This window comes from Corynebacterium rouxii (assembly GCF_902702935.1).
In the GTDB taxonomy this organism is placed as follows: Bacteria; Actinomycetota; Actinomycetes; order Mycobacteriales; family Mycobacteriaceae; genus Corynebacterium; species Corynebacterium rouxii.
On record NZ_LR738855.1, the window covers coordinates 1,829,857 to 1,847,343 of the forward strand.

Annotated in this window: 14 protein-coding genes and 2 tRNA genes; 5 read left to right on the forward strand and 11 right to left on the reverse strand. The window is 55.4% G+C overall.

Translation table 11 applies throughout. From position 1 onward, the window contains the following. Positions 1–32: 32 nt before the first annotated feature. Positions 33–1,013: a malate dehydrogenase gene (locus CIP100161_RS09000; protein ID WP_155873748.1), complete on the reverse strand. Its 981-nt coding sequence runs from the start codon at positions 1,011–1,013 to the stop codon at positions 33–35. A 513-nt stretch (positions 1,014–1,526) separates the two neighbouring features. Here CIP100161_RS09000 and CIP100161_RS09005 point away from each other — a divergent pair. Then, entirely contained in the window at positions 1,527–2,279 is a 753-nt protein-coding gene (locus tag CIP100161_RS09005; protein ID WP_155873750.1) for a TetR/AcrR family transcriptional regulator, read from the forward strand. A 35-nt stretch (positions 2,280–2,314) separates the two neighbouring features. Here CIP100161_RS09005 and clpX read toward each other — a convergent pair whose 3' ends face one another. The 7 genes from clpX to CIP100161_RS09040 form a co-directional block, all read right to left on the reverse strand. Continuing rightward, positions 2,315–3,607, reverse strand: a complete 1,293-nt coding sequence (clpX, locus tag CIP100161_RS09010; protein ID WP_155873751.1) for an ATP-dependent Clp protease ATP-binding subunit ClpX — start codon at positions 3,605–3,607, stop codon at positions 2,315–2,317. Positions 3,608–3,751: 144 nt separating this feature from the next. Then, positions 3,752–6,277 carry an aminodeoxychorismate synthase component I gene (pabB, locus tag CIP100161_RS09015; RefSeq protein WP_155873753.1) on the reverse strand — a complete coding sequence of 842 codons (2,526 nt, stop codon included), beginning with the start codon at positions 6,275–6,277 and terminating at the stop codon, positions 3,752–3,754. Positions 6,278–6,368: 91 nt separating this feature from the next. Continuing rightward, complete coding sequence (locus CIP100161_RS09020) at positions 6,369–6,998, reverse strand: ATP-dependent Clp protease proteolytic subunit (protein WP_003852475.1); 630 nt, start codon at positions 6,996–6,998, stop codon at positions 6,369–6,371. A gap of 17 nt (positions 6,999–7,015) precedes the next feature. Beyond that, positions 7,016–7,615: an ATP-dependent Clp protease proteolytic subunit gene (locus CIP100161_RS09025; RefSeq protein WP_003852476.1), complete on the reverse strand. Its 600-nt coding sequence runs from the start codon at positions 7,613–7,615 to the stop codon at positions 7,016–7,018. A gap of 163 nt (positions 7,616–7,778) precedes the next feature. Beyond that, positions 7,779–9,125 carry a trigger factor gene (gene tig, locus CIP100161_RS09030; RefSeq protein ID WP_155873755.1) on the reverse strand — a complete coding sequence of 449 codons (1,347 nt, stop codon included), beginning with the start codon at positions 9,123–9,125 and terminating at the stop codon, positions 7,779–7,781. Positions 9,126–9,209: 84 nt separating this feature from the next. Next, a tRNA-Pro gene (locus CIP100161_RS09035) sits at positions 9,210–9,283 on the reverse strand. Positions 9,284–9,652: 369 nt separating this feature from the next. Next, a tRNA-Gly gene (locus tag CIP100161_RS09040) sits at positions 9,653–9,727 on the reverse strand. A gap of 276 nt (positions 9,728–10,003) precedes the next feature. Between CIP100161_RS09040 and CIP100161_RS09045 the strand changes: the two genes are divergently transcribed. Together CIP100161_RS09045 and CIP100161_RS09050 are read left to right on the forward strand one after the other, a co-directional pair. After that, the gene (locus CIP100161_RS09045) at positions 10,004–10,240 is read left to right on the forward strand and encodes a helix-turn-helix transcriptional regulator (protein WP_155873757.1); all 237 of its coding nucleotides are present in this window, start codon (positions 10,004–10,006) and stop codon (positions 10,238–10,240) included. 151 nt (positions 10,241–10,391) lie between these two features. Further along, the gene (locus CIP100161_RS09050; protein WP_155873758.1) at positions 10,392–11,189 is read left to right on the forward strand and encodes a DUF1542 domain-containing protein; all 798 of its coding nucleotides are present in this window, start codon (positions 10,392–10,394) and stop codon (positions 11,187–11,189) included. A gap of 74 nt (positions 11,190–11,263) precedes the next feature. On the opposite strand, the gene CIP100161_RS09055 is transcribed toward CIP100161_RS09050, so the two are convergent. Both CIP100161_RS09055 and CIP100161_RS09060 read right to left on the reverse strand, forming a co-directional pair. Next, a complete protein-coding gene (locus CIP100161_RS09055; RefSeq protein ID WP_155873761.1) occupies positions 11,264–11,737 on the reverse strand; it encodes a ribose-5-phosphate isomerase in 474 nt (157 codons plus the stop codon). Between the two features lie 31 nt (positions 11,738–11,768). Next, on the reverse strand, positions 11,769–12,389 hold the full coding sequence (locus CIP100161_RS09060; RefSeq protein WP_155873763.1) for a mycothiol-dependent nitroreductase Rv2466c family protein: 621 nt from the start codon (positions 12,387–12,389) through the stop codon (positions 11,769–11,771). A gap of 120 nt (positions 12,390–12,509) precedes the next feature. On the opposite strand from CIP100161_RS09060, the gene pepN reads away from it, so the two are divergent. After that, positions 12,510–15,128 carry an aminopeptidase N gene (pepN, locus tag CIP100161_RS09065; RefSeq protein ID WP_155873765.1) on the forward strand — a complete coding sequence of 873 codons (2,619 nt, stop codon included), beginning with the start codon at positions 12,510–12,512 and terminating at the stop codon, positions 15,126–15,128. Here pepN and CIP100161_RS09070 read toward each other — a convergent pair. Continuing rightward, entirely contained in the window at positions 15,105–16,268 is a 1,164-nt protein-coding gene (locus tag CIP100161_RS09070) for a cystathionine gamma-synthase (protein WP_155873767.1), read from the reverse strand. The genes pepN and CIP100161_RS09070 overlap by 24 nt on opposite strands. A 198-nt stretch (positions 16,269–16,466) precedes the next feature. Between CIP100161_RS09070 and CIP100161_RS09075 the strand changes: the two genes are divergently transcribed. Further along, the gene (locus CIP100161_RS09075; RefSeq protein ID WP_155873769.1) at positions 16,467–17,483 is read left to right on the forward strand and encodes a mechanosensitive ion channel family protein; all 1,017 of its coding nucleotides are present in this window, start codon (positions 16,467–16,469) and stop codon (positions 17,481–17,483) included. Positions 17,484–17,487 lie beyond the last annotated feature (4 nt).

Below are 17,487 nucleotides of genomic sequence, written 5' to 3' on the forward strand. Positions count from 1 at the left end.
TGGGCTCTCGTTCTACAACGGTTCAGAAAAGATTAGCCGAGCAGATCCTTAACTGCCTCGCGCTCCTCTTCCAGCTCGGTGACATTGCGTGCGATGCCTTCTTTCTGGAAGTCGCTGAGTTCAAGATCCTGAACGATCTTCCACTGGCCGCCCTCAGAGATGGTTGGGAAGCCGAAGATCAAGCCCTCTGGCACACCGTAGGAGCCATCGGATGGGATAGCAGCTGTGCGCCACTGACCATCGGTGCCGTTGATCCAGTCATGCATGTGGTCGACAGCAGACGATGCTGCCGAGGCTGCCGAGGACTTGCCACGAACCTCGATGATCTCAGCGCCGCGCTTTGCCACGCGTGGGATGAACTCGCCGGTGTACCAGTCGTGGTCGACCAGACCAGAGATTGCCTCGCCACCGATGGTTGCGTAACTGATGTCTGGGAACTGGCCTGCAGAGTGGTTGCCCCATACGACGAACTTCTCAATGCCGTTCTTGTCGCGGCCAAGCTTCTCAGACAGCTGAGCGATACCACGGTTGTGGTCTAAGCGCATCATGGCATTGAAGCGGTCAGCTGGGATGTCCTTGGCTGCATGCTGTGCGATCAACGCGTTGGTGTTGGCTGGGTTACCCACGACGAGCACGCGGATATCATCAGCAGCGTTGTCGTTGAGCGCCTGGCCCTGCGGGCCAAAGATCTTGCCATTAGCGGTGAGCAGGTCAGCGCGCTCTTCTCCCTTACCGCGTGGCTTTGCACCGACGAGGAATGCTGCGTTGGTGCCGTCGAAAGCAACTTTTGCTTTGTCGGTGACCACGATATTCTTGAGCAGCGGGAAGGCCGAGTCAAGAAGCTCCATGGCAACACCTTCTGCGCCACCGATTGCCTGCGGGATTTCCAGCAGCTGCAATTCAACTGGAGTGTTCTTGCCGTACACGTCACCGTTAGCAATGCGCCACAACAGTGAGTAGGCGATCTGGCCAGCAGCACCGGTTACGGCAATCTTCTTTACTGATTCGGTCATCTCGAATCCTCTCCTTTTTCAGTCTCACGAACGCAGCGACAACGTACATGACAACAACATCAAGCATTCTTTTGTTGTGAACTGCGTCAAACAACACCACCCAGAGTAACCTGTGCTGCCTATTTTTGCTTGCCCGATTTTAGAAATTCCCGCCCGCATACCCTAAGTTTTTCATCACATGTGAAGTAGAACTCACATAAATCAACACAATTGCCCGCCAGTGCCAACTTGTCCACCTATCTTTTGAACTACCCCCAAACCCACACGAACCAGCCCAACCCGTACATCCGCCCTAGGAATCGACTCCTTAATACCCCCGAATTATCCACAGAATTCACCCCTATGGTCGCGCATCCCCTACAAGGAACCACTTTCGGCTATCTTAACCAGTGAGGTTCGTTGCTTTTTACACAACAAAAGCACGGACTTTTGTAGTGAAGCAGAGAAAAGAATTTTTTAAGAGACAGATCAACGTTCATCTGCCTCATCCCCAGGTCGCACAAGGAGCAGAACGTGAACGAATCTTCGTCCCATGACTCAGTCGCAGACGACCCAACGGAAGTCTCCACCGACACCGTCCTTGACATCGCGCTCTCCCTATTTTCTGAGCTCGGATTCTCGGACGCCAAACTAGAAGCAATTGCTAAAAAATCGGGCATGTCTAAGCGCATGATCCACTACCACTTCGGCGACAAACGAGGCCTGTACATCTGCTGCTTGGAAGAAGCGGTACGACGCCTGCGCCCTACCGCCGAGGAAATGTATCTGGCCAGCGCTGTGCCCGTCGAGGGTGTACGCACCATCGTCGAGGCAGTATTCCACCGCTACGTCCAGCACCCAGAAGCTGTACGGATGCTACAGATGGAAAATCTGCACCACTACGGCAAAGTAGCGGAAGCCAGCCCACTTTCTGACCAATCAGCAATTACGTTGCAGTTGGACCGCCTACTTATGCTGGGCCAAGATGCAGGCGCATTCCGCCCAGGAATTTCTGCACAGGATGTATTCACCCTCATCGCGTCGATTGCGGTATTCCGCATCAATTCGCGTTCCACCACGTTGAACCTTTATGGCATCGACATGATGAATGCTGACAACACCGATGGTATGCGCCGTATGGCCGTGGACACGGTTCTTGCGTTTTTAACATCCAACTTAAAGAGCACCGATGCCGATAGTTACCTCAGCCGTCCTCTGCTGAGTACGGTGACCGAGCACGTGGATGAGGAGGGCTCCTACGAAGTAGCAGCCGATCCTTTCTCTTAAAAATTCTTTCCCTCGGTGCGGAGGAGAAGATAGCGCTAGGCTGTCTTCTCCTCTTCGTCTTTTTGACTGTGCAAAATCATCTCAGGCTCCTGCAGGCCGCGCACAGCTGCCTCGTTGATATGCACCACTGCGACATCATCGCGGTCTGGGATGTCGTACATCACCGGCACGAGTAGTTCTTCCATAATTGCACGCAGTCCACGAGCACCGGTGCCGCGGTCGATAGCAAGGTCAGCGATGGCCTGAAGCGCCTCATAGTCGAATTCGAGGTCCACGCTGTCCATATCAAACAGTCGCTGGTACTGCTTTACAAGGGAGTTGCGCGGCTCAGTGAGCACCTTGACGAGGGATGCTTGGTCCAAGTTGTTCACGGTGGCGACGATGGGTAATCGGCCGATAAATTCTGGGATCAAGCCAAATTTGACGAGGTCTTCTGGTCGTACGTCGCGGAACACATCGACTGCGTCGGCGTCTGCTTTGGTGGTGAGATCGGCACCGAAACCAATGCCTTTTTTGCCGCGGCGTTCTTCGATAACCTTTTCAAGGCCAGCGAATGCTCCTGCCACGATGAACAAAATGTTCGAGGTGTCGAGCTGGATAAAGTCCTGGTTGGGGTGCTTACGCCCGCCCTGTGGCGGGATGGAGGCCACAGTACCTTCGAGGATTTTCAGCAGTGCCTGCTGCACACCCTCGCCGGAAACGTCGCGAGTAATTGACGGATTGTCCGACTTGCGGGAGATCTTGTCTACCTCGTCAACGTAGATAATGCCGCGCTGGGCACGTTGCACATCAAAATCGGCTGCTTGTAGCAGCTTAAGCAGGATATTTTCTACGTCTTCGCCCACGTAGCCCGCTTCGGTCAGCGAGGTGGCATCGGCGATGGCGAAGGGGACGTCGAGAAGCCTGGCAAGAGTTTGGGCAAGATAGGTCTTGCCGGATCCGGTGGGTCCTAGCATCAAGATATTGGACTTTTGGAGTTCGGTTTCTTCCTCCGAAGCACGCTTGTGCGTCGTGCGCGATTCCTCGGCACGCACCCGCTTGTAGTGGTTGTACACGGCCACCGACAGGATACGCTTGGCCTCATCTTGACCGATCACGTATTTATCCAAGAATGCGGAGATCTCCGAAGGTCGTGGCAGTCGGTCACCATTATCTTTAGCTTCTGCCGACGACGAGCTGAGCTCCTCTTCGATGATTTCATTGCATAGCTCGATGCATTCATCGCAGATGTACACACCGCCACCGGCGATGAGCTTCTTCACCTGTTTTTGGCTCTTTCCGCAGAAAGAACATTTGAGGAGATCAGCGCTTTCTTGCATACGTGTCATAAGAGGTAGGAGTCTCTCAATTCTTCAAGGTACGTTCTCTACGGCATTCCCGTAAAGAGGAGGATCGAACATAACGCAGTTATCTGTACGACCAAACTCTTCAATACTCTACTGGGTGCGTCAAACTAAGTGGGTGCCCGACTGTCATTGTTGGGAGATATTCTCTTCCGATTGTGCCAGCCAGGTACGTAGCAGTGCGGTGCGCTGCGAATTATTGGGGAGTACCACCCCGTCAATATCAGTAATGGGTGTCACACCGTGGAGGGAGTTTACAGCCCACAGGTTGAGTTTCTGCGCCTCGGGCACTGTCAAGGCGGCGGTAACCACCGCCTCGCCATGGGCGCGAGCACTATCTAATAGCAGGCGTTCGGTGACGGATTCTAAACGCTCCGGAGCCATGCTCATCCATGTGGCGCCATCCCAGGCGATGACGGCGGCGGTTGTTGTCTCGGCGATGATACCGGCTGGAGTGATCAGGAGGGCGTCGTCAGTATCAGTGCTGCTACGTAGATCGGCGAGGTCGTCGAGGTCCAAGCCTTTGTGCTTCGGGGTTGTTCGCACTGCTGTTACCGAGGTCAGTGTTGTGGTGTGGCGTAGCTGCGGGACAGGCCGAAGCGCTATGCGCAGTTCGGTGGGGGTGGCTTCTAGCCGTGGGAACCACTTCCCTGTTGCGGGGATACTGCTTAGGGCTTCGGCGAAAAATGCGTCGATATGTTCCGCGGTGGCGTAGCCAAGTTCCAAGCAGGAGGTTCGGAAGCGGTCGAGATGCAAATTGAGGCCACGGGTTTTAGCGTCGTTAATCAGGAAAGAATCGATGATGAGTGATTGCGGGAATTCTTGGTCGAGGAGGTCGAGAAGCACACGGGATTTGGTAGTGATTTCTGCCCATTCTTCGGCTGGGTCAGATAATGCGATGATGGCGCCGCCTACCCCGTAACTCAAGGTTGTGGGGCTAAGGACCACCGTGCGGATGACCATGGCGAGGTCGGTGCGCAGATCGTCGCCGATGTATCCGATACATCCGGAGTACACACCTCGTTCGTGGCCTTCGAGCTCAGTGATGATGTGCATGGTGCGGTGTTTCGGCGCTCCGGTCATGGACCCGCCTGGGAAGGTTGCGCGTAGGACGTCGATAGGCGTGCTGGTGGAACAAAGTTGCCCTTCAACAGTTGAAATGAGCTGATGCACGGTGGTGAAACTATGCACAGCGCATAGCTCGGGTACGCGGACGCTACCTGGTTCGCAGACACGGGCGAGGTCGTTGCGCACGAGGTCGACAATCATGAGATTTTCCGCGCGATCTTTGGGGTTGCTGCGCAGATCATCAGCCAAGGCTTGGTCGTGGGCGGGATCGGCGCTGCGTTTCCTCGTGCCCTTAATCGGCGAGGAGAACACCACGCGATCATTCATGGTGATAAAACGCTCCGGCGAGGCCGACACCACCGCTACCTCATCGGTGACCACCAGCGAACGCATAGGAGCTGGCACGGCGGTGCTCAGCGCTTGATACATCGCAGCTGGGTCCACCTCACCGTATACTTCGGCGAACAGTTCGGTGGTGAGGCAGACTTCATAGGTTTCGCCGGCTCGGATCGCCTCTTGAATCCGCTCGATCGTAGCGATGTAGCGTTCTCGGGAGTCGCGTACCTGCAGCCGACCAATCGCAGTGGGGTCGAAACGCGCCACCTTAGGCGCGCTTATCGACGCCGCCACGACCGCATCGCGCAACTGCTCCCAGCGCGAACTCGGCGCAGTGATTTGGGCACGATCACCCCGAATCGCTATCACCTCGGTGCAGTACATCATGGCAGTCGTGGGAATTTCCGACGGCTGTGGTTGATGGACCGCAGTGCCAAAGGAAGCGTCGTTAGCCTCGTATCCGATGTAGCCGTACCAGCCCACGGGTGCCCACGCCTCAGGGGCTACTGAAATCCCTGACACTTTTAGCTCATCAATGCTGGTTGCCATCCGCCCACTAGGGATCACAATGATGGCCGTTCCCTCAAATTCCAGCAGGGTTCCCTTGCCGCCAAGCGCAGAAAACAACTCCACGGGGCTACAGCTGATCACTACTTCCTCTGTGCGGTAGTCCGGCGTGCACAGGTCAACGAATCGGTCGATGATCTCCACACCGAAATCACCAGCCACCGACTCCGGATGGAACTGCACACCCCACCATGGGCGGCTGTGATGACGTATCGACATCACAATCCCCTCGGGATTATAAGAAGTAACCTCCACGCTGGGCGGTACCGTGATCGCGGCGAGCGAATGGTAGCGAACAATCGAAAACTCTCGGGGCATACCTGTAAACAGCTCATCATCGGCCACAATGTTTAAGGTATCCACGCGCCCATGGACAGCTTCCGGCGAGCGATCTACTCGCCCACCTTCGTGGACCACCATCAGCTGCATACCTAGGCATACTCCCAGCACTGGGCACTGTGCTGTCTCTAATACCCACGCGCTTACTCCCACATCCGCGGCGACGCTAGGATGGCCTGGACCTGGCGAGATAACCACACCGTGATAGCATTCCAGATCAATATCTTCTGGGGAAACATTGTTGGTGACCACATGGGTGTGGGCCCCGCAGCGGTGGAGATAATCGACGATGTTGTAGGTGAAGGAATCAAAGTTATCCACCACCAAAATATGCGCGCGTTGCATAACCCCTGATTGTTCCTTGTGACACCCTATCGACGCAACAATCCCCAAACACAAAGAGGTTGCTTCGTGTTTGGGGAATCATGCTTAGCTATTAGCCATTGAGCTTGCGGTAATCAAAAACCTGATCCACGATACCGTATTCCACAGCTTCTTCAGCGGTGAGGATCTTGTCGCGGTCGGTGTCGATGCGCACCTGCTCTGCGCTGCGGCCAGTATGACGTGCCAGCGTTTGCTCCATCAAGGTGCGCATGCGCTCGATCTCCTTCGCCTGGATTTCCAGATCGGAAACCTGACCTTGGGTTCCTTGGGTTGCTGGCTGGTGAATCAGCACACGTGAGTTAGGCAGGCAGGCGCGCTTGCCTGGTGCACCTGCAGCAAGCAGCACAGCTGCTGCGGATGCTGCCTGGCCGAGGCAGACAGTGCGAACGTCGGGGCGCACGTACTGCATCGTGTCGTAAATAGCCATCAACGAGGTAAAGGAGCCACCTGGGGAGTTGATGTACATGGTGATGTCGCGATCAGGGTCGAGGCCCTCGAGCACCAGCAGCTGCGCCATGATGTCATTCGCCGAAGTGTCATCAACCTGGGTGCCCAAGAAGATGATGCGCTCCTCAAACAGCTTGGCATAAGGGTTGGTTTCTTTGGTGCCATACGCGGACTGCTCAATAAACGATGGCAGCACGTAGCGAGCCTGTGGCATCTGCATTCCGTTGTTATTCATATCGGTGTTACTCCTGCCTAGTTAGAAAGCGGGCCCTGCGCGGACTCAATAACATGGTCGACGATTCCGTATTCCTTGGCCTGCTGCGCAGTAAACCAACGGTCACGATCAGAATCTTTAGTGATCTGCTCAAACGACTGGCCGGTGTGCTCAGCGATAAGCTCAGCCATCTCGCGTTTGGTCTGTGCAAACTGTTCGGCCTGAATAGCGATGTCAGCGGCAGTGCCGCCCACGCCTGCCGACGGCTGGTGCATCATAATACGAGCGTGTGGCAGCGCGAAGCGCTTGCCCTTGGTACCGCCGGAGAGCAGGAACTGCCCCATCGACGCAGCCAAGCCCATGCCGTAGGTAGCAATATCGCACGGCGAATACTTCATCGTGTCGTAAATAGCCATACCTGCGGTAACGGAGCCACCTGGGGAGTTAATGTACAGCGAGATATCACGCGTAGGATCCTCTGCCGATAGCAACAGGATCTGAGCGCATAACTTATTAGCGATCTCATCATCCACTTGGGTGCCTAGGAAAATAATGCGCTCTCGCAACAAGCGCTCATATACCGAATCGCTCAAATTCATTCCGGCACTTGCCTGCGCCATGCGAATCTGGTCAGTCATTCCCGTGCTCCTTTTCATTAGACTTACTCACGATCTTTATAACAAATGCAACCCTAGGGTACCTGCCGTTTGTTCCGCATAGCTTCTCTGTTCGCTCTCAGCGTCGAAACCCTGCAGTGTACGCAAAAGGCCCAGCCGAAGCTGGGCCTTTCACCGTGAAGAATTACTCGGAATCCTCTGCGGACTCTTCTTCCTCACCGAAGTACTCGCTTGGGTCAACAGCGTTGCCCTCGTCGTCCTTCACGGAAACACGGCAGATAGCTGCTGCCAGTGCCTTGCCGCGGCGAACGTCAGAGAAAAGGTTGCCGATCTGACCAGACTGCTGCAGCTGGGTGATGAACTGGTTAGGGTCCATACCATAGGACTGAGCGGTGAACAGAATGTGGTCGGTCAGCTCCTGCTGAGAAACCTCTGGCTGCTCCTGCTCTGCCAGTGCGTCCAAGAACAACTGGGTACGAACAGCTTCCTCAGAGTTCTTGCGGTTGTCAGCATCGAACTGCTCGCGGGAAGTACCCTGAGCCTCGAGTGCAGCGTTGAGGGCAGCCTCGTCGCCACCAACTTGGTTGAGGAGCTGGTGCAGCTGTGCGTGGATCTGATCCTCGACAACGCCTTCTGGCAGCTCGAAGGTTGCCTCTGCGAGGGCAGCCTTGAGAACCTCGTCGCGGATTGCGGTAGCCTGCTCAGCCTTAGCCTGCTCCGCAACCTGCTCTGCGACGGACTCGCGCAGCTCTTCGACGGTGTCGAACTCGGAAGCCGTCTGAACGAACTCTTCATCAAGCTCAGGAAGCTTACGCTCCTTGGTCTGCTGAACGGTAACGGTCACAGCAGCTTCCTTGCCCTCGTGCTCACCAGCCTTCAAGGTGGTGGTGAACTCAGCAGACTCGCCGGTCTTCAGACCGCGCAGTGCGGTGTCCAGACCATCGATGAGGTCGCCAGCGCCGATCTGGTAGGACATACCCTCGGTGGTTGCCTCTTCCAGCTTCTCGCCGTCGATAGCAGCCTCGATGTCGATGATGGCAAAGTCGTTGGTCTTCAGCTTGCGCTTGGTGTCCTTCAGTTCACCGAAACGCTCGCGCAGCTTATCGATCTGTGCATCGACAGCCTCATCATCAGACTTGATGGCAGGGACCTCAACCGCGAAAGCGGAGAAATCAGGAACAGTGATCTCTGGGCGAACATCAACCTCAGCGGTGAACTCGACAACTTCGTTGTCTTCCAACTTGGTGATGTCAATGTGTGGCTGGCCGAGAACGACAAGCTCGTTTTCTTCCACAACCTGCTGATAGCGGGTAGGCAGCATATCGTTAATGACCTGCTCGAGGACTGCGCCGCGACCAATGCGGGCGTCGATAAGCTGGCGTGGCGCCTTACCGCGACGGAAGCCAGGGATGGTGATCTGCTGAGCCAAAGCCTTGTAAGCTTGGTCGATCTCTGGCTTTAGCTCCTCGAAAGGAACCTCTACATTGAGCTTAACGCGGGTCTCGCTCAGCTTTTCGACGGAACTCTTCACGAGTAACTCTCCTGGTCGTTTTTTTATAGGGGATAGTTGAATTAGAAAAATCCCTCCACCTATATTCAAGTGGAGGGATTTTTGTCGGGACGACAGGATTTGAACCTGCGACCCCCTGCTCCCAAAGCAGGTGCGCTACCAAACTGCGCCACGTCCCGTTTTTCTTTCCTGTTGAACCTTCAGAACCTTGTGGGCCCTTCCGTGTCCGAGGAGAAACTTTACATAACCCTCCGGAAAAAAGAAAATCGCCAGCTCAAGTGGACTTTTGAGGGGTTTCAAACCGGTCAAGAATGTGCACTGTACCGAAAAAGCATGAACAACCGCTCAATCGCTCTCATTTCGCTCTCATTTCGCTCTCATTTCGCGAACTCGAACTCAAGAACGCGAAAACCACAGGACGCGAAAATCACCCGAAATTGCCGCCCTGCGGTTTTCGCGTTCTTGAGTTCGAGGAGACGGGAATTTGGACACCATACACAAAAGCAAAAAACCGGTGCTTCAAGTAAAAAACTAGAAGCACCGGCTATTGGAGGGAATGACGGGAATCGAACCCGCGTCTTCAGCTTGGAAGGCTGAGGTATTAGCCACTATACGACATTCCCACAGGCATTAACTGCTGTGCGAACAACCTTAGCGCACAGGGGCATGGAATTTCAAAATCGGCAGTTTTGACACCGCCCCCAAATCGACCCGAGCATGCTTTCCAGCCAAGCCTCCCCAAAAATTTCAGGCAAACCAACATTGCTAGCATATCGTTTGCACGGGAAGTCAAGTTCACCCCTCCTTTTTCAACCCCGTTAGGTATAACAAAAGTTTGAGCAAGCCGCCCTACCAGCACTTTTAGACCAAGAATAATTAGTTGGATATTATATAACCCCATGCACCCGAAGATCATTGATTCTGACACAGGTCGAGAACTATGGACAGCTGTCGAATGCGCTGCCTTTTCCGGCACCGCCCGAGGTACGTTCACAAGCTACGCTGGACGCGGGCGCGCACCAGAGCCCGTCACTAAATTCCATGGATTGACGCTATGGGATTCCGACCACATCAAAGAGTGGGTCGAGGAGCGGAAAGCTAAGAGTACCGCTCAACAAGAGAAATCCTCCGAGTAGATAATGCAACAAAGTTCCCCACGCGCATTTGCACCCCTAGGTGATGCGCGTGGGGAACTTTCTGCGTTCTGCACCGTTTACATAGTTAACAGCGCAGCCGCTTAGACATGCGGCTGCGGTCAGTTGCTCAATTGGTATAAGGAATTCGATCATGATCGCTTTGCTTTTGGTTGCCATCGTTGTCGGTGGCCTTGTTGTTGTGGTGTCTAAATCCGGTGGGTCGAGCCAAAAGCAGCAGGCTATCCAGCTAGATGATGCTATTACCGAGGCACGGCGGTGGATTGATCGCTTGGGTTCGCAGGTGCTTTCACTCAGCGGCACGGATTCTGCGTCTACTCAGGCGATGGCTGATGCGTCCGAGCGTTTCAATGCGGCATCTTCGCAGATTAGCCAAGCACAGACCGTTCGCCAAGCGGAGTTGGCCCGCGAGTCCGCGCTTGAAGGATTGCACTATGTCAATGCTGCCCGAGAAATCATGGGGCTTCCTGCTGGACCTGAGTTGCCGCCGTTGGAGGGACAGCGTGCCGCTGGCAAGGTGACTGAACAGCGCACTATTGAGCACGAGGGGCATAGTGTGACGGCCTCTCCTACTGCTTCTCCGCAAACACCTAACTACTACCCTGGCGGCATGGTCGCTGGTCGTCCGGTTCCAGCCGGTTGGTATTCCGAGCCATGGTGGGCTGGTGCGTTGCGTTCGGGCATGTGGACTGCAGGTTCTGTCTTGTTGTTCTCGTCCCTCTTCAACGGCATGTCTGGTGTGGGCTATAGTGCGCACGCTTTTGAGTCCGGCTATGGTGATGGTTTCCAAGACGGTCTTGCAGCTGCGGAGGGCACGGGAGATACAGGAGACGTAGACACTGCAGGTGACTTCGGTGATATGGGTGATGCCGGCGATAGCTTCGGGGGCTTTGATGGATTCGGCGATTTTGATTTTGATTTCGATTTCTAGCTCATAGTCTTTGACACGCTTGAAGGGGTGTGCCGGCCAGTTGGTCGGCACACCCCTTCAAGGTATGAGCGGTTTTAGGATTCTGGAATAACTGGTGCGATTCCGGTGCGCTCGTATTCGCTGAGGATGTCAATGCGACGCTGGTGGCGCTCTTCTTTGCTCCACTCTTGGTCGAGGAAGGCGTCGACGATGGCTAGTGCTTCTTCTTCGGAGTGCATGCGTCCACCGAGGCCGATCAGTTGTGCGTTGTTGTGCTCACGGGCTAGGCGGGCGGTTTCTACTGACCATGCGAGTGCGCAGCGGGCACCTTTGACCTTGTTGGCGGCAATTTGCTCGCCGTTGCCGGATCCGCCGAGAACAATGCCCAGTGAGCCTGGGTCGTTTACTACGCGGCTTGCTGCTTCGATGCAGTAGGCGGGATAATCGTCGAGAGCATCGTATGTGTGAGCTCCGCAGTCGATCACCTCGTGGCCTTTGGCTTTGAGGTGATCGGCAATAGTGTTTTTCATATCGAACCCTGCGTGGTCCGCTCCTAGGTATACGCGCATATCTAGAAGTGTAGTCGATAGCGCTTGAGTTTTAGTCGAACTGGGGGCTTTCGGTTCGGGAGCGTTTGATCTCAAAGAAGTGCGGATAGGCCGCCAGCTGGAAGGATGCGTCGAAAAGCATTCCTGCTTCTTCGCCACGCGGGATTCGGGTGAGTACGGGGCCGAAAAATGCGGTGTCGCCGAGTTTGACTACGGGGGTTCCTACATCGTTGCCCACTGCGTCCATGGCGGTGGTGTGGAATGCGGTGAGGGTGTCGTCCCAGGTGTCGGTGTTGGCGACGGCTGCGTAGGAGGCGGGTAGTCCGACGTCTTCGAGTGCTTCGGCGATGATGGCGTCGTAAGCTCCGTAGCCTTGTTTGCCGCCTTCGCCTTGGTTGTGAATTCGGGTGCCCATTGCGGTGTAGAGGGCGTCGACACGGTCGGGTTGTTCGGTGGCCACGGCTGCGAATACGCGCGCGGGCCCCCAGTTGGCTTTCATTTTTTCTTTGTAGTCTTCTGGGAGCTCGTCGCGGCCCTCGTTAAGCACGGATAGGCTCATGGGAACCCATGTGACGGATATGTCGCGGACTTTTTCTACTTCTTTGATCCATCGCGATGTGATCCAGCAAAATGGGCAGGATGCATCGAACCAGAACGTCACGTTGTTAGCCATGCGTATCTCCTTCGCGCTCGTGGGTTTCTTTTCTTATCAACGCTTTGGCCCCCAGTGGTTTATTCCCCGCGGTATCGTGGAGAGCCGTAACCTGCGAATATTTTATTTCCAAGGAGTTGTATGTCTTCGATTAATCTCACGCAGAAGGAAGCCGAGCATCGCGCGCATGTGCTGAGCGTAGGCCATTATGATGTTGCACTGGATCTCACCGCTGATGAGCGCACTTTTCCTTCTACGACTACGGTGACCTTTGAGGTTCTCAATGCTGGTAGTACCTTCATTGATCTTCGTGCGGAGTCGGTTGCTCGTGTGGAGTTGGATGGCCGCGATATTACGGGGAGCGCGGTGGCGTTGAAGGATGGGCGTTACGACGAATCCCGCGGTATCGCCCTCGATGATCTCACGGTGGGGTCGCACACGCTGCTTATCGACGCCACCTGTGTGTATTCTCACACCGGCCAAGGCTTGCACCGCTTTGTGGACCCAGCTGACGATGAGGTCTACCTGTACACCCAGTTTGAGACTGCCGATGCTAAGCGGATGTTTGCCTGCTTTGACCAGCCAGATCTTAAGGCAACCTATGGTTTTAGCATCGTGGCACCAAAAGCGTGGAAGGTGATCACCAATGCGTATTCGGAGATCACAGTTGATGGCGATGTGGCAACACATGTGTCTTCGGTGGATTACAAGCTGTCCACCTATTTGATCGCCTTGTGTGCTGGCCCTTATCACGAGGTGACCGATACGTGGCATGGTGCTCTTACGCATCATCCTGAGACTCCCGCGGATCAGCCGCACGAGCTTGAGATTCCGATGGCTATTTACTGCCGTGAGTCTTTGGCGCAGCACTTGGATGCAGAAACGCTGTTTACGGAGACGAAGCAGGGCTTTGATTTTTATCATGCCAACTTTGGCGTGGCCTACCCCTTTGGCAAGTATGACCAGATTTTCGTGCCGGAATTTAACATGGGTGCGATGGAAAACGCTGGCGCGGTGACGTTCCGAGACGAGTACGTGTTTTCATCGAAGGTGACTCGTTACCGGTATGAGCGCCGTTGCGACACCGTTCTTCACGAGATGGCACACATGTGGTTTGGCGATCTTGTGACCATGAAGTGGTGGGGTGATTTGTGGCTTAACGAGTCCTTCGCCACGTGGTCGGCTGCGTTGTCACAGGCGGAGGCAACACAGTATTCCACAGCATGGGTGACCTTTGCCAATGTGGAGAAGTCGTGGGCCTACCAGCAGGATCAGTTGCCATCCACGCACCCCATTACTGCCGATGCCAGCGATATTGAGATCGTGGAGCAGAACTTCGACGGCATTACTTATGCCAAGGGTTCCTCGGTGCTCAAGCAGCTGCAGGCTTATGTTGGCCGTGAGGCATTCTTGGCTGGTGTGCGTATGCACTTTGCCAACCATGCGTTTGGTAATGCCACTTTTGATGATTTGTTGGGTGCTTTTGAAAAGGCCTCCGGTCGCGATTTGTCACAATGGGCAAATCAATGGCTCAAGACCACGGGTGTGAATAAGCTCAGCCCGCGTTTTGAGGTTAGCAATGGCAGCTATTCCAGCTTTGCGGTGGCCCAAGATGGTGCGGCACCCGGCGCGGGCGAGGTGCGCACGCACCGGATTGCGGTGGGCCTATATTCGCTTGCCGACGACTCCGTGGTGCGTACCCATCGCGTAGAGCTCGATGTTGATTCTGAGTTGACTGAGGTACCAGAGCTGGTGGGGGTTCCGGCAGCTGATCTGGTGATTGTAAATGATGACGATTTGACCTACTGCTTGATGCAGTTGGATCCTGCGTCGTTGGCTTTTGTTGTGGAGAACATCGACAAAATTGCGGATCCGATGGCTAGGACGTTGTGCTGGTCAGCTGCATGGGAGATGACGCGTGACGGTTCGATGCGGGCGCGTGATTTTGTGCGGTTGGTGGCTCGTGGTGCGCAGGCGGAAACGGAAATCGCGGTGCTGGAGCGTGTGCTCATGCAGGCTTCGCGGGCGTTGTCGTCGTATGTGGATCCGCAGTGGGCTGAACAGGAGGGTTCTGCTCTGTTGGCGGATGCCATGTTGCAGGCTGCCCGTGAGCTTGAACCCGGTTCCGATGCGCAGCTGGCGTTTGTGCAGGCGTTGGCCAAGGTGAAGCTGACTGATGAGGCGGCACAGGAGTTTGCTCTCATTGCCGAGGGCTCTACTTCCCTGCCGGGTGTTGTGGTGGATTCTGATCTGCGGTGGTGGGCGCTTACTGCGCTTATCGCTCGTGGTGATGTTCCTGCAGATCAGGTGGAGTCGCGTATCGCTCAGTTGTTGGCATTAGATAAGTCTTCTGCTAGCGAGCTGGCTGCGCTTCGTGCCTATGCAGCTCAGCCCAGCAAGGACGTAAAGGCAGAGATTTTCGCGGAGATTACTGATCCGGCTAATTCGCTGTCTAACTTGTATTTGCGTCACAAGTTGGAGGGCTTGCGTTTTGCAGGTTCGGCACCGTATTTGGAGCAGTTCTCTCGTTCGGTGTTTGAGCTTGCAGAACCGCTATGGGAGGCATTGTCTTCGGAGGTTGCGGCCGTCACTGTGACGGGCATTTATCCTGCGTGGGATGTTTCGGCAGAGGCTGTTGCCTTTGCTCAGGAGTTCCTAGACACGCATCCGAACCTGCCTAGTGCAGCTCGTCGCATTATTAGCGAGGGTGCGGCAGGCCAGGAGCGGGCGGTTCACCTACGCGCTGTCGACGCAGCTTAAGGCGTGTTGGACATCGGCGATGAGGTCGTCGATGTCCTCTATTCCTACTGAGAGTCGCACGAGGTCACGGGGGACTTCGAGTGTGGATCCGGTGACTGACTGATGGGTCATGGTGGCGGGGTGCTCCACTAGGGATTCCACGCCACCGAGGGATTCTGCAAGGCAGATGATCTTGGTGTTCAAACAAAAGGCACGCGCTGCTTGTTCGTTGTGGAATCGCAGGGAAATCATGGCCCCGAACCTGCGCATTTGACGTGCAGCTACGTCGTGTCCTGGATGACTGGGCAGGCCTGGGTAGAGCACCTTTGCTACTGCGGGGTGTTGTGCGAAGTAGTGCGCGAGTGCTTCGGCGTTGTCGCAGTGGCGGTCCATGCGCACTCCCAGCGTTTTAATGCCACGGGCGATGAGGTAGGCGTCGAAAGCCGAGGAGATGGCGCCGGCGCCGCTTTGGAGGAAGGCGACGGACTCGTCGATTTCTGCGTTGTTGGTTACTACTACCCCGCCAACTACGTCTGAGTGTCCGCCCAAATATTTTGTGGTCGAGTGCACGACCACGTCGGCACCCAGTGCGAGTGGGGATTGCAAATAGGGGGAGGCGAAGGTGTTATCTACCACAAGGTGGGCTGCGTGCTGGGCTAGCTGGTCTTTTACCGCTGCGATGTCGGTGATAGCAAGGCCTGGGTTGGAGGGGGTTTCTAGCCACACCACACGGGTATTAGGGCGCAGTGCTGCGCCTACTTCTGCCGCGTTGGTGGTATCAACCACGGTGTAACTAATACCCCAGGCTGCAAAGACTTGGTCGATGAGGCGAAAGGTGCCACCGTAGGCATCATGTCCGAAGATCAGGTGGTCGCCAGGAGTGAGCACCGTGCGCAGTAGTACGTCCGTGGCTGCCATGCCGGAGGAAAAAGCTCGGCCGTATTCTGCGCCTTCTAAGGAGGCGACGGTTGCTTCTAGCACTGCGATGGTCGGGTTTCCACAGCGGGTGTACTCGAACCCGCCCCTGAGTTCGTTGAGACCATTTTGAGCGAAGGTGGTGGAGGCGTAAATCGGGGTGTTGATGGAGCCATAGAGGGAATCGGGCTCGTATCCTGCGTGAATACTACGGGTGGAAAATCCGTGGTCACAGTGCGAAGGCATGGGTTCTCCTTGTTGGCTTTGGTAGTCGGCGTAGGTATGAGTGACCACACTAGACCAAGCTGTTCATTTTCCATGCGGTGTATAAAACACCACTCGCCTACTTCCAGGTGCCATCTCTAGCGAAACGATGCCGTTTCACCTGCCCTTTTACGCATGGTTACCCCCGCGTGTTGGCGTTCTACGATACGGTGGAAACCGATGAATATTTTTGGTTTCTCAGGGGGTGAGCCGCTTCAGGTTCTCGCCCAAAATAAGTTGTCAGATGAGACGGAGTCTGCGATCAACTCCACCGAGTCGTGGCTGCACAGCCCAATGGCACAGGATTGGTTGATTGAGCGTCCGATCAGGATCGCGTTGACGCTCGTTGTGGCCATTGTGCTGAACTGGGCGCTACGCAAGGCGATCACCAAGGCCGCCGATGCCAACATTCGCAAACCCCGCTTGGCTATCTCGAACCCGATTATCAAGCGCAAGCGCAATAACGCCGCGAGCGAGGCACTGACTGCCACTCAGGAGCAGCGTCGGCAAGCTCGTATCCGTACCCTAGCTGCGGTGGGACGCAGCGCGGTGTCGATCTTTGTCTGGGTGTGGGCGGCACTGGGCACGCTCAAACTGATCGGCGTGGATGTCACCCCGTTGATTGCTTCTGCCGGTGTTGTTGGTGTGGCCTTAGGCTTTGGTGCTCAATCGCTGGTGAAGGACTTCCTTTCTGGCGTGTTCATGCTCATCGAGGACCAATACGGCGTGGGCGACACCATTGATGTCGGCGATGTTGTGGGCACAGTCGAAGACGTATCCCTTCGCCTGACCACCTTGCGTGATATCAACGGCACCCAGTGGTTCGTGCGTAACGGTGAGATCCTGCGCGTGGGCAATTTCAGCCAGGAGTATGCGGTAGCGATCATCAACGTCCCCATCGCCTTGGATGAGAAGGCCTCCGATGCGATTGCATTGATTGAGAAGTCCGTGGCCGATGAAGCACAGCTGCAAGAAGTAGCCGATGTGCTTCTCGACGACCCCGTGGTCGACGGCGTGAATTCCGTTGGACTTGACCACATGGTTATCCGGACACGTGTGACCACCTTGCCGGATCAACAATGGTTTATTGAGCGCAAGATGCGCGCGCGTATTCTTACCGATTTGCAGCGCAACGGCATTGACACCCCCTACCCCGAAGGCATTGGTGCTTACCGCCGCCTCGACGAAGAAGAATAGGATA

What these genes read in the sequence shown, in the direction of transcription:
- CIP100161_RS09000 (WP_155873748.1), bottom strand. Translation starts at nt 1,013, where the DNA reads ATGACCGAATCAGTAAAGAAGATTGCCGTAACCGGTGCTGCTGGCCAG.
- clpX (WP_155873751.1), bottom strand. Translation starts at nt 3,607, where the DNA reads ATGACACGTATGCAAGAAAGCGCTGATCTCCTCAAATGTTCTTTCTGC.
- pabB (WP_155873753.1), bottom strand. Translation starts at nt 6,277, where the DNA reads ATGCAACGCGCGCATATTTTGGTGGTGGATAACTTTGATTCCTTCACC.
- CIP100161_RS09020 (WP_003852475.1), bottom strand. Translation starts at nt 6,998, where the DNA reads ATGAATAACAACGGAATGCAGATGCCACAGGCTCGCTACGTGCTGCCA.
- CIP100161_RS09025 (WP_003852476.1), bottom strand. Translation starts at nt 7,615, where the DNA reads ATGACTGACCAGATTCGCATGGCGCAGGCAAGTGCCGGAATGAATTTG.
- CIP100161_RS09045 (WP_155873757.1), top strand. Translation starts at nt 10,004, where the DNA reads ATGCACCCGAAGATCATTGATTCTGACACAGGTCGAGAACTATGGACA.
- CIP100161_RS09050 (WP_155873758.1), top strand. Translation starts at nt 10,392, where the DNA reads ATGATCGCTTTGCTTTTGGTTGCCATCGTTGTCGGTGGCCTTGTTGTT.
- CIP100161_RS09055 (WP_155873761.1), bottom strand. Translation starts at nt 11,737, where the DNA reads ATGCGCGTATACCTAGGAGCGGACCACGCAGGGTTCGATATGAAAAAC.
- CIP100161_RS09060 (WP_155873763.1), bottom strand. Translation starts at nt 12,389, where the DNA reads ATGGCTAACAACGTGACGTTCTGGTTCGATGCATCCTGCCCATTTTGC.
- pepN (WP_155873765.1), top strand. Translation starts at nt 12,510, where the DNA reads ATGTCTTCGATTAATCTCACGCAGAAGGAAGCCGAGCATCGCGCGCAT.
- CIP100161_RS09070 (WP_155873767.1), bottom strand. Translation starts at nt 16,268, where the DNA reads ATGCCTTCGCACTGTGACCACGGATTTTCCACCCGTAGTATTCACGCA.
- CIP100161_RS09075 (WP_155873769.1), top strand. Translation starts at nt 16,467, where the DNA reads ATGAATATTTTTGGTTTCTCAGGGGGTGAGCCGCTTCAGGTTCTCGCC.